The sequence below is a fragment of the Pseudomonas sp. NFACC08-1 genome (genome assembly GCF_900106735.1).
Taxonomy (GTDB): Bacteria; Pseudomonadota; Gammaproteobacteria; order Pseudomonadales; family Pseudomonadaceae; genus Aquipseudomonas; species Aquipseudomonas fluorescens_Q.
This window is the reverse complement of the sequence record NZ_FNNL01000003.1, coordinates 251,161-262,304: the sequence shown is the minus strand read 5'-3', so window position 1 is coordinate 262,304 and position 11,144 is coordinate 251,161. Positions and strand designations below refer to the sequence as shown.

Annotated in this window: 9 protein-coding genes; 1 reads left to right on the top strand and 8 read right to left on the bottom strand. The window is 62.3% G+C overall.

All coding sequences use genetic code 11. The annotated features are described in order from the left end of the window. Window positions 1–87: 87 nt before the first annotated feature. The 8 genes from BLU76_RS08265 to BLU76_RS08230 all read right to left on the bottom strand — a co-directional run bounded on the left by BLU76_RS08265 (window position 88) and on the right by BLU76_RS08230 (window position 8,358). Window positions 88–1,668 (bottom strand): AAA family ATPase, encoded by a 1,581-nt coding sequence (locus tag BLU76_RS08265; RefSeq protein WP_092146782.1) that lies wholly within the window; start codon window positions 1,666–1,668, stop codon window positions 88–90. A gap of 9 nt (window positions 1,669–1,677) precedes the next feature. Continuing rightward, window positions 1,678–2,778: a 3-dehydroquinate synthase gene (gene aroB, locus BLU76_RS08260; RefSeq protein ID WP_063323301.1), complete on the bottom strand. Its 1,101-nt coding sequence runs from the start codon at window positions 2,776–2,778 to the stop codon at window positions 1,678–1,680. Window positions 2,779–2,956: 178 nt separating this feature from the next. Continuing rightward, window positions 2,957–3,475 carry a shikimate kinase AroK gene (aroK, locus tag BLU76_RS08255; RefSeq protein WP_092222315.1) on the bottom strand — a complete coding sequence of 173 codons (519 nt, stop codon included), beginning with the start codon at window positions 3,473–3,475 and terminating at the stop codon, window positions 2,957–2,959. Between the two features lie 4 nt (window positions 3,476–3,479). Next, a complete protein-coding gene (pilQ, locus tag BLU76_RS08250) occupies window positions 3,480–5,570 on the bottom strand; it encodes a type IV pilus secretin PilQ (RefSeq protein WP_063323302.1) in 2,091 nt (696 codons plus the stop codon). A 13-nt stretch (window positions 5,571–5,583) separates the two neighbouring features. Beyond that, complete coding sequence (locus BLU76_RS08245; RefSeq protein ID WP_063323303.1) at window positions 5,584–6,111, bottom strand: pilus assembly protein PilP; 528 nt, start codon at window positions 6,109–6,111, stop codon at window positions 5,584–5,586. Continuing rightward, window positions 6,108–6,731, bottom strand: coding sequence for a type 4a pilus biogenesis protein PilO (gene pilO, locus BLU76_RS08240; protein WP_092222313.1), 624 nt, complete (start codon window positions 6,729–6,731; stop codon window positions 6,108–6,110). Before pilO ends, BLU76_RS08245 begins: the two co-directional genes overlap by 4 nt. Beyond that, on the bottom strand, window positions 6,728–7,294 hold the full coding sequence (locus BLU76_RS08235; protein WP_092222311.1) for a PilN domain-containing protein: 567 nt from the start codon (window positions 7,292–7,294) through the stop codon (window positions 6,728–6,730). The genes pilO and BLU76_RS08235 overlap by 4 nt, the downstream gene beginning before the upstream one ends. Further along, a complete protein-coding gene (locus BLU76_RS08230) occupies window positions 7,294–8,358 on the bottom strand; it encodes a pilus assembly protein PilM (protein ID WP_092146785.1) in 1,065 nt (354 codons plus the stop codon). The genes BLU76_RS08235 and BLU76_RS08230 overlap by 1 nt, the downstream gene beginning before the upstream one ends. A gap of 208 nt (window positions 8,359–8,566) precedes the next feature. Between BLU76_RS08230 and BLU76_RS08225 the strand changes: the two genes are divergently transcribed. Then, complete coding sequence (locus tag BLU76_RS08225; protein WP_170862058.1) at window positions 8,567–11,011, top strand: penicillin-binding protein 1A; 2,445 nt, start codon at window positions 8,567–8,569, stop codon at window positions 11,009–11,011. Window positions 11,012–11,144: the final 133 nt, after the last annotated feature.

Sequence of the window (11,144 nt, the reverse complement as noted above, 5' to 3'; positions counted from 1 at the left end):
ACAAGGCGCGCGGCCTGAAAGGTCGCCCGCCCCTGCGGAAATTTTGAGGTTGCCGGGAGAGGCGGCCTGGGTAAGGCCGCCGAATCTTCAGCGAGTTGCTGCCAGTTCCTGTTGGACGCTGGCGACAGTGCGAGGCCAAGGTTTACCAGCCTGAACCTTCGCTGGCAAGGCCTTGATGGCGGAAACGGCTGCATCACGGTTGGCAAAGCTGCCGTAGGTGATGACATACAGCGGCTTGCCGTTGAGGACTTTCTTGAAATAGCGGTACTCGCCGCCCTGCTCCTTGACGAAGTTCTGTGCCGCGGCTTCGGAGCTGGTGCCGAGGATCTGCACTACGTAGTTGCCCGGTGCCTGGCCAGCGTACCAGCTACCGCCCGCGGTCTTGGCCGGGGCAGCAGCAGGCTTGGCTGCGGGCGCTGGTGCCGCCGGCTTGGCGGCAGGCGCTGGAACCGGGGCAGGCTTGGCGGTGGCCACCTGGGTGGGTGCCGGAGTCGGCTTGGCGGCCGGGGCAGGCGTCGGGGCAGGGCCGGCCGGCACGCCCACAGGCGGTGCGGTGGTGGTCACGGTCGGCGGCACGTCGCTGCTGTCGTCGACCGGTGGCGCTGCGCCGTCGTCGCCTTCGGTGATGCCACCGGCCGCTTCAGCCAACGGGCCACGCATGACCGGTTGCGACTGGCCGACCAGCGGCAGTGGCATCGGCTGGGTGTTGCCGGCGAATTCCACTGCCGGCGCACCCCCGTTGGGTTGCGGCGTCCCTTGGCCGAGAGGCAGTTGCGCCTGTTCGTTGGCAGGGGTACCCGTGGTAGGCGCCTTGGTGCGCCCCGGCATCAGCCAGGCGGCGGCAACCGCGACCACGACGACGGCGGAAATTGCCAATACGTGTTTCTTCGGCATGTTGAACCCCATACTTGGACGCTTCACCGCTGAGCGGCTGGCAATCATGACTTCGATCAGAGCATCGCGGGCGACCTGGTTGATGTTGCCAGGCCAACCGTCGGAGCTTTCGTGAATCTCAGAGATCTGATCGGCGGTGAAAAGTTCGATACCCCGGCCCGCCCCCTCAAGACGCTGGGCCAGGTATTCACGCGTTTCTTCCTCGGTGTAGGGTGCCAACTCGATGACGTGGAAGCGCTCTTCCTCAAGGTTCAATTGCTCCAGATCAGCGATCAGCGACGACTCACCGAACAGGAACACATGAGGGCGACCCTCTGGCGCTCCGGCCGCCAAGGCCAGCAGGGCCTCGAGGGCCGACTCGTCGAGCTGCTCGGCATCGTCCACCAGCAGATAGACTTCCTGCCCGGTCAGCGCCAGTTGCACGATCTGATCGAGAACTGCACCGATTTCGGCCTGCGCGACGTTCAGCGCCTGGGCCACCTGACGCAATATACCGGCCGCATCGCCGGCGCCACGGGCCGATACCACCACGCTTTGCACGGACTGCTTGTTGGTGCTGGCCACCAGGGCCTGGCGCAGCAAGGTCTTGCCGCTACCCTGGGGACCGGTGACCACCAGCAGCAACTGGCTGTAGCGCGCCAGGTGATGCAACTGGCCCAGTACCGGCTTGCGCTGTGCAGGAAAGAACTTGAAGCCCGGGACCCGCGGTGCGAAAGGGTCATGACTCAATTGGAAATGGCCGAGGAAAGCCTCGTCGGCATGCAAACTAGTCATCGGATCTTATTAACCTTTAAGCTGAGCCAGGGCGCGGTAGTCCGCTCCCAGCGTGGCCTGTAGAACTTCTTTCGGATAATCGTCGGTCACCACCGCTTCGCCCATGTGGCGCAGCAGCACCAGACGCAGACGACCGTCGATCACTTTTTTGTCGATTGCCATGTGTTCAAGAAAATCCGCCTCGGTCATTTCTTCAGGCGGAACCACCGGCAGCCCGGCGCGCTGGAACAGACGGATACCGCGATCGCGCTCCTGTTCACTGATCCAGCCCAGGCGCGCAGACATCTCCAGGGCCATGACCGTACCGGCCGCAACGGCCTCGCCATGCAGCCAGACACCATAGCCCATGTGGGTTTCGATGGCATGGCCAAAGGTGTGGCCCAGGTTGAGCGTGGCACGCACTCCCGATTCACGCTCATCGGCCCCCACCACGGCGGCCTTGGCGGCGCAGGAGCGTTCGATGGCGTAGGTCAGGGCTGCTTGATCGAGTGCGCGCAGGCGGTCGACGTTCTCTTCTAGCCAGCCCAGGAACGGCTCGTCGCAGATCAGCCCGTACTTGATGACTTCCGCCAACCCGGCAGACAGTTCGCGAGCCGGCAGGGTATTGAGGGTGGCGGTGTCGATCAGCACCACATTGGGCTGATAGAAAGCACCGACCATGTTCTTGCCCAACGGATGGTTGATCCCGGTCTTGCCGCCCACCGACGAGTCGACTTGCGACAGCAGCGTGGTGGGGATCTGGATGAAATCGACGCCGCGCTGATAGCAGGCGGCTGCAAAACCGGCCATGTCGCCGATCACACCGCCACCCAAGGCAAGCACCGTGGTGCGGCGATCGTGGCGCGCAGTCAGCAGGCCATCGAAAATAAGTTGCAGGGTTTCCCAGTTCTTGAAGGCTTCGCCGTCGGGCAATACCACGGAAATGACCGAGAAGGCCGACAGGCTGCGGGTCAGACGTTCCAGATACAGGGGCGCGACGGTTTCATTGGAAATGATCGCTACTTGCCGCCCGGCGATATGCGGCGCCAGCAGTTCGGGCTGGTCCAGCAGGCCCTCGCCAATATGAATCGGGTAGCTGCGCTCGCCCAGGTCGACCTTAAGTGTCTGCATGTGTCCCCACAGTGAAGATGGAATCAGGCGTCCTGCCTGCGATTAACGAAATGCCCAACGGGGATAAATCCCCTCGCCACAGGTCCCAAGAGCTTGGCTTGCCGTCATTAATGGCTATCCGCCACGCCTCGGACGGGTTCCGACGGGACGTCGAGGATAGCGCATTTCGCCAAGCGCATTAACGGGGAGGCAGTTGCTGAAGGCGATCGAGAATGTCCAGCACCACCATCCGCGGCGGCCGCTCGTCGGTTTCCACCACCAGGTCGGCGATCTCCCGATACAGCGGATCACGCAGCTCCAGAAGGTCCCGAAGGGTCCTGGCCGGGTCGGCGGTGCGCAACAGCGGGCGGTTGCGATCCCGAGCGGTGCGACCCACCTGCTGCTCGACAGAAGCATGCAGATAGACCACTCGTCCGCCGGCATGCAGCGCCCGACGGTTGGCTTCGCGCATCACCGCGCCGCCACCGGTGGCGAGCACCACGCCATCGAACGCGCACAGCTCGGCGATCATCGCCTGCTCACGGTCACGAAAGCCCGGCTCGCCTTCCTTGTCGAAAATCCATGGGATATTGGCGCCCGTGCGCAATTCAATTTCCTTGTCGGAATCTTTGAACGGCAGGCGCAGCTCTTTGGCCAGCAAACGGCCGATGGTGCTTTTTCCAGCGCCCATCGGCCCAACAAGAATCAAATTTCGCACAGAATCAACGACTCACAGCAATCGCCTGGTTATTCATGATACGCGGAGTGAGGAACACCAGCAGCTCGGATTTGCTATCCGAAACCACATCACGCCGGAAAAGGCGGCCAAGATACGGCACATCGCCAAGAAATGGCACCTTATCTACAACCTTGCTCTGAGTATTTGAGAAAACCCCGCCAATCACAATGGTCTCGCCATCATTGACCAGGACCTTGGCATTGACCTCGTTTTTCTTGATCGGCGGCACATCATTCACCTTGTTCAGGTAGTCCGGCTCATCCTTGGTGACCTTGACCTCCATGATGATCCGGTTGTCTGGAGTGATCTGCGGGGTCACCTCCAGCGACAGTGAAGCCTCCTTGAACGACACCGACGTCGCACCGCTGGAGCTGGCTTCCTGATAAGGAATTTCCGTGCCCTTGAGGATCTTTGCCGTCTCCTTGTCGGACGTCACCACCTTGGGCTGGGAGACGATCTCCCCGTTGCCGGTCTTCTCCATGGCCGTCAGTTCAAGGTCCAGCAATACGTTGTCGGTGATGAAGGCAATGCCAATGCCCGAGGTATTGCCCGAGGCGCCCAGGTCGACGAACGGCTGGTTGGTGCTGGTGCTACCCGGCGTGCCGATAGTGGTTGAATCGCCCGTGGTAACCCCCGAGGAACTCCAGTTGCCCTTGTTTTGAATCGAACCGCCCCAACGCACGCCCAGGCTTTTGTCGTAGTCGACGTTAGCTTCGACAATCCGCGCCTCGATCATCACCTGGCGCACCGGAATATCCAGTTGCGCCACGATCCGGCGCAGTTCGTCGAGACGGTCCTGGGTCTGGTAGGCAATGATGTTGTTGGTTCGCTCATCGACCGTGATCGTGCCGCGCTCATCGGCTTTCGCCTCGGCGCTGGTCACCGACTGGAACAGCTTGGCGATGTCCGTCGCCTTCGCATAGTTGACCTGCAACAGCTCACGCCGCAGCGGCGCCAGGTCGGCAATCTGCTTCTGCGACTCCAGTTCCTGGCGCTCACGGGCGGCAATTTCATCGGCCGGAGCCACCAACAGCACGTTGCCGACCTTGCGTTTGTCCAACCCCTTGGTCTTGAGCACCAGGTCGAGCGCCTGGTCCCAGGGCACATTCTGCAACCGCAGGGTGATGCCACCCTGCACCGTGTCGCTGGCCACGAGGTTCAGGTTGGTAAAATCGGCAATCAGTTGCAGGACCGAACGCACCTCGATGTCCTGGAAGTTGAGCGAGAGCTTCTCGCCACTGTAGGCCGCCCGGTCGGCGTTACGTTTTTGCAGGTCGTCGACGGTCATGGGCCGGACGCTGACGGTGAGCTTGTTGTCGGTCTGGTAGGTCGAGTAGTCGAAAGTCCCGCTGGGTTCGATGCTGATGGTCGCCCGGTCGCTGCCGGCGCTGGCATTGACGAATTGCACCGGGGTAGCGAAGTCCTTGACGTCCAGGCGCACCCGCAGCGGCTCGGGCAACTGCGTCCTGGCGAAATTGAGGATGATCTTGCCTTCGCGCTCCTGGATGTCCGGGGCGATGGACGGATCAGACAGATCGATCACCACGTTGCCTTCGCCCTGGGTCCCGCGTTGGAAGTCCACCCCACGGATCGCCTTGCCCACCGGCCCACTGGCCCTCGCAGGCGCAGCGCTGGCAACCGCCGGGCGCGGGGGCTGAGTGGTGGAGTTCTTCGGGGCAGTGCTCTTCGGGGCGGCGCCCTTGCCAACCACCACGAACAGGTTGTTACCTTCGATCCGGGTGTCATATGGCGCCAGTTGGGTAAGGCCGATGATCAACCGAGTACGATCCCCAGCCTCGACCACAGTGGCGCTGCGTGCATTGCCCCCGCCCAGGTCGTGGCGCTTGCTGGAAAGTTGATTGGTCACGCCCGGCAGGTCCAGTGCAATCCGGGCCGGTTGTTCGGTGGTGTAGCCCCGGGGTGGTGGCGGCGGCCCGTCGAAGGTGAGCTTCAACTCGACACGGTCCCCCGGCAACGCCGCCACATCCAGCGTCTTCAGGCTGGCCCCAAGAACCATCGGCGACAACAGCGCTATCCATAGCGAAATACCGAGGGCTGAAAAAAACCTGTTCATTGTTCGAATTCCACTATGAATGCTCTTTCAAAGGAATGGTCCGTGGTCGCTCCAGCCAGGCACCCTCGCCATCGGGAACGATTTCGACCACATCGACCTGGGTGGCACTGATGCTGACGATCCGCCCGTCGTTGCGCCCCAGATAGTCACCGACCTTGAGCCGATGCACCCCGCCCGCGCCCCGCAGGAGCGCGAAGGAGCCACTGACATTGGAGATCGTACCGACCATTTCGAACTGCTCGATGTTGAAGCCTTCCAGGTACTGTTTGACCCGGTTCGGGTCGGGCCGGACATTGCGCGAGCCCCGCTGCCGTTCAGCCTGGTCCACGCGAACCTGCCGGGAAAACGGGCTGCGCAGGTTGGCGGCACTGTAGGTAAAGGTTTCGTAGGGCCTGAACGTCGGCGTCGGCTCGATCTTGCCGGGTGGCCGCAGACGCACTTCGTTCATGTAGGCGTCCAGGTCGCTGAAACCGTTGTCGTTATCGCAGCCCGCCAGCGCAACCAGGCCTGCCAGCAGGCAGATACGACACAGCGGCCTCATGGTTGCGCCTCCTGCTCGTTGTACCGGTAGGTCTTGGCCTGGATGCTCATGCGCAGCTTCGCGCCGGCCTCGGGCTCCATCGGTGCGATCTCGAAATCGTGCAGCGTGACAATCCGGGGCAGCCCCGCCACCCCACTGACGAACGTCGCCAGGTCGTGGTAGCCGCCGGTCACGGTGATCTGGATCGGCAACTCGATGTAGAACGGCTGGGTGACTTCCGGCAGCAGCTTGATTTCCTCGAACTCCAGGCCACTGCCCAGGCCGGTGCGAGTAATGTCTTCCAGCAGGCCTGGCACTTCGGTATCGCTAGGCAATTGCCGCAACAGCACACCAAAAGACATTTCCATCTGCTTCATCTGCTCGGTGTAGCGCTCCAGGTTCGCAGCCATGTGGGCCTTGCCCGCGAATTGCGCCTTGAGGGTGTTTTCTTCCTCGCGCACCTGCTGCAACTGGTTCTCCAAGTCGCTCAAGGCAAAGTTATAGCCCAGCCCCAGCACCAGGACCACCAGCAGGACACCCGCCAGCCACTTGATCGGCGCAGGCCAGGAACCGATGTTGTTGGTGTCCAGGTCACTGAGATCGATCTTGCGCAATGCGTCGAACCACTCCCCTGGCTTCATTGGGCGTCCTCCGCATCGGCCGGGCGAGTCTGGCGAACCGTCAACTGGAAGACGTTGGCCTGGTCGAGCTGCCCAGCGGTGGTGGCCTTGACCTCCGTCAGGCTGGGCGTGTCGAACAGGTCCGACGAGTCCAGGTTGCGCATCAGGTCCGAAACCCGGTTGTTCGATTCCGCGGCCCCCTTGATCAAGAGCGTCCGGTCTTCCATCTTCACTTCAGTGAAATACACCCCGTCCGGCAGGGTCCGCACCAATTGGTCGAAGATGCGCCCGCTGACCGGCCGGTTACCTTGCAAGTCCTGGATGATGCGCATGCGCTCCACCAATTGCTGGCGACGGGCCTTCAATTCGCTGATCTGCTTGATGCGTTCGTCCAGCACGGCGATCTGCTGGGAGAGATGGCTATTGCGAGCGACCTGATGGTCGATGGCGCTGTCGAAGTACCGGACCGCGACCAGGACCACGCCGACCGCACCGACCAGCGCCCCCACCAAGGCCAGCAAAAAGCGTTTACGCCGTTCTTCACGCAGCTCTTCGCGCCATGGAAGCAGGTTGATCCGCGCCATCAGTCGAAACTCCTGAGGGCCAGCCCACAGGCAATCATCAGTGCCGGCGCATCACCGGCCAGGGCGCCGGCATTGACCTTGCTGCTCAGGGCCATGTTGGTAAAGGGGTTGGCCACCTGGGTCGGCGTGCCCAGGCGCTGCTCGATCAGCCGATCCAGGCCGGCGACCGAAGCCGTGCCCCCGGCCAGCAAAATGTGGTCCACCGCACTGTACTGGCCCGAGGCGAAGAAGAACTGCAAGGACCGCGAGACCTGCTGTACCAGGGCCTCGCGAAAAGGTTGCAGCACTTCGCTGAGATAGTCGTCCGGCAGGCCACCCTGCTTCTTTGCCAGGCCGGCCTGTTCGGGTGTCAGGCCATAGCGACGCTGAATTTCCTCGGTCAGTTGGCGACCGCCGAACAATTGTTCGCGGGTATAGATGATGCGCCCGTTGTGCAGCACGCTAAGGGTGGTCATGGTGGCGCCGATGTCGACAACCGCCACAGTCAGCCGTTCCTGAGAGGCAGCCAGTTGCTTGGCGAGCAGGCCGAAAGCACGCTCCAGCGCATAAGCTTCCACATCGACCACCCGGGCCGTCAGCCCGGCGAGCGCCAACGCGGCCTCGCGGACCTCGACGTTTTCCTTGCGGCACGCCGCCAGCAGCACTTCGACGCGCTCGGCACTGCGTGGCGAAACACCCATGACTTCGAAATCAATGGCCACCTCATCCAGGGGATAGGGGATGTATTGATCGGCCTCGATCTTGAGCTGGTTTTCCATGTCATCGTCGGACAGCCCGGCGTCCATCTCGATGGTCTTGGTGATCACCGCCGAACCCGCAACGGCCACGGCCACGCCACGCAAGGGCGTCCTGGCCTTGGCCAACAGGCGCGACAACGCCTGCCCCACCCCTTCGAGCTCGGCGATGTTCTTCTCGACCACGGCGTTGGCTGGCAACGGTTCGACCGCGTAGGACTCGACGCGGTATCGATCGCCCTGGCGGCTCAACTCCAGCAGCTTCACCGACGTCGAACTGATGTCGATCCCCAGAAGCGCATGGGTTTTTTTATTGAAGAGTCGTAGCACTACCAATTCCCTATGACTATCCGTGAGTTACGGACTCTCTAATATGCATTGCGTTCAATCACACCGGTCCGACGGACGTCCGGATGGCATTCCCGACGAAAAAAAATGCTTATAATGCCCAGCGTTTTTTTTCGCTTTGTTGCAAGCACGGGTCCATCCCAGCACCTGGCGCCTTTTTCATTCTTTGCCTGGATATCCAAAAGCCTTGATTCGTCTGCTGAAATTTTTCGGATGGTCCATCGTCGCCGTTTTCTGCGGACTGCTCTTGGGCCTGAGCGGTGCCTTTCTTTACCTTAGTCCGGGATTGCCGTCCGTGGAGGCGCTGAGAAGTATTCAGTTGCAGATTCCTTTGCGGGTGTACAGCAGCGACAACAAATTGATCGCCGAATTTGGCGAAATGCGCCGCACGCCGATCCGTTTCGCCGACATTCCCCCCAATTTCATCAATGCGTTACTAAGTGCTGAAGACGATAACTTCGCCAATCACTACGGCGTCGACCCGGGCAGCCTGATGCGCGCCGCCAGCCAGTTGATCAAGAGCGGCCACATCCAGTCCGGCGGCAGCACCATCACCATGCAGGTGGCCAAGAACTTCTTCCTGACCAGCGAGCGCAGCTTCTCGCGCAAGACCACCGAGATCCTCCTGGCCCTGCAAATCGAGCGGCAACTGACCAAGGATGAAATCCTCGAGCTGTACGTGAACAAGATTTACCTGGGCAACCGCGCCTACGGCATCGAGGCGGCGGCGCAGGTGTATTACGGCAAGTCGATCCGCGACGTGAGCCTGGCACAGATGGCGATGATTGCCGGCCTGCCCAAGGCACCCTCGCGCTTCAACCCGCTGGCCAACCCGGCACGCAGCAAGGAACGTCGCGACTGGATCCTGGGGCGCATGTACAAGCTCGGCAAGATCAGCGAGGCCGACTACACCGCCGCGATCAATGAACCGTTGAACGCCAGCTACCACGTACCGACCCCGGAAGTGAACGCCCCGTACATCGCCGAGATGGCCCGTGCCGAGATGGTTGGGCGCTATGGCAGCGACGCTTACACCGAAGGTTTCCGCGTGACCACCACGGTGCCGAGCAACTTGCAGGAAATGGCCAACACCGCGCTGCACGAAGGCTTGATGACCTACGACCAGCGCCACGGCTATCGTGGCCCTGAATCGCGCCTGCCGGGCAAGACCAAGGAAGCCTGGGCCCTGGAGCTGACCAAGCAGCGCACCATCAGCAGCCTGGAGCCGGCGATTGTCACGTCGGTGGACAAGGACGGCATCAAGGTGCTGACCCGTAACGGCGAACAGGAGGAACACGTGGCCTGGGACACCATGAAATGGGCCCGGCCGTTCCTCAATACCAACAGCATGGGCGCCAACCCACGGCAACCGTCCGACGTTGCCCAGGTCGGCGACCTGATCCGCGTCCAGCGCCAGGCGGACAACACGCTCAAGTTCAGCCAGATCCCGGCCGCCCAGGGCGCCCTGGTGTCCCTCGACCCGCAGGACGGAGCCATCCGCTCATTAGTGGGTGGCTTCGCCTTCGAGCAAAGCAACTACAACCGCGCGTTGCAGGCCAAGCGACAACCAGGCTCGAGCTTCAAGCCTTTCGTCTACAGCGCCGCCCTGGATAACGGCTACACCGCCGCCAGCCTGGTGAACGACGCACCGATCGTGTTCGTCGATGAATACCTGGACAAGGTCTGGCGACCGAAGAACGACACCAATACGTTCCTTGGCCCGATCCGCCTGCGCGAAGCGCTGTACAAGTCCCGTAACCTGGTATCGATCCGCCTGCTGCAGGCATTGGGCGTGGACCGCACCATCGACTACATCAGCAAGTTCGGCTTCAACAAGCAGGACCTGCCGCGCAACCTGTCCCTGGCCCTGGGCACCGCGACCTTGACGCCGATGGAAATCGCCACCGGCTGGAGTACGTTCGCCAACGGCGGGTACAAGATCACTCCGTACATCATCGACAAGATCGAAAGCCGCAACGGCGAGACGCTGTTCGTCGCCAACCCGCCACGCGTTCCCACGGGTGAGCAGGCCAGCGATGGCCTCGCCGCCCCATCCACCGAGACATTTACGGTCAATGCGACGCCGGGCGAAGCCACCACGGCCCCAGGCCTGCCCCAGGCGCCCGCCATCGCGGAACGCATTGTCGATGGCCGCACCACCTACATCCTCAACAGCATGCTGCAGGACGTGATCAAGCTCGGCACCGGCCGTCGCGCCCTGGCCCTGGGCCGCACCGACCTGGCGGGCAAGACCGGTACCACCAACGAATCCAAGGACGCCTGGTTCTCCGGCTACAACGCCGATTACGTGACCACCGTCTGGACCGGTTTCGACCAACCCGAAAGCCTGGGTCGCCGCGAGTTCGGCGGTACCGTGGCGCTGCCGATCTGGATGAGCTACATGGGCGCCGCCCTCAAGGACAAGCCGCCGCACACCCAGCCGGAGCCGGAAGGCATCCTCAGCCTGCGGGTCGATCCGGTCAGCGGCCGAGCGGCCACGCCGGGCACCCCAGGGGCGTACTTCGAACTGTTCAAGAGCGAAGACACCCCGCCATCGGTCAACGAGCTGGGCAATGGCGTCGCACCGGGCAGCCCGCTGCCAGCGGACGAAGCGGCGCCGATCGATCTGTTCTAAGCAACAACAGCACACCAACCTGTGGCGAGGGAGCTTGCTCCCGCTCGGTTGCGCAGCGACCGCAAGTTTTTGGGGCCGCTTCGCAGCCCAGCGGGAGCAAGCTCCCTCGCCACAGGTTATCTGGCTTCCCTGA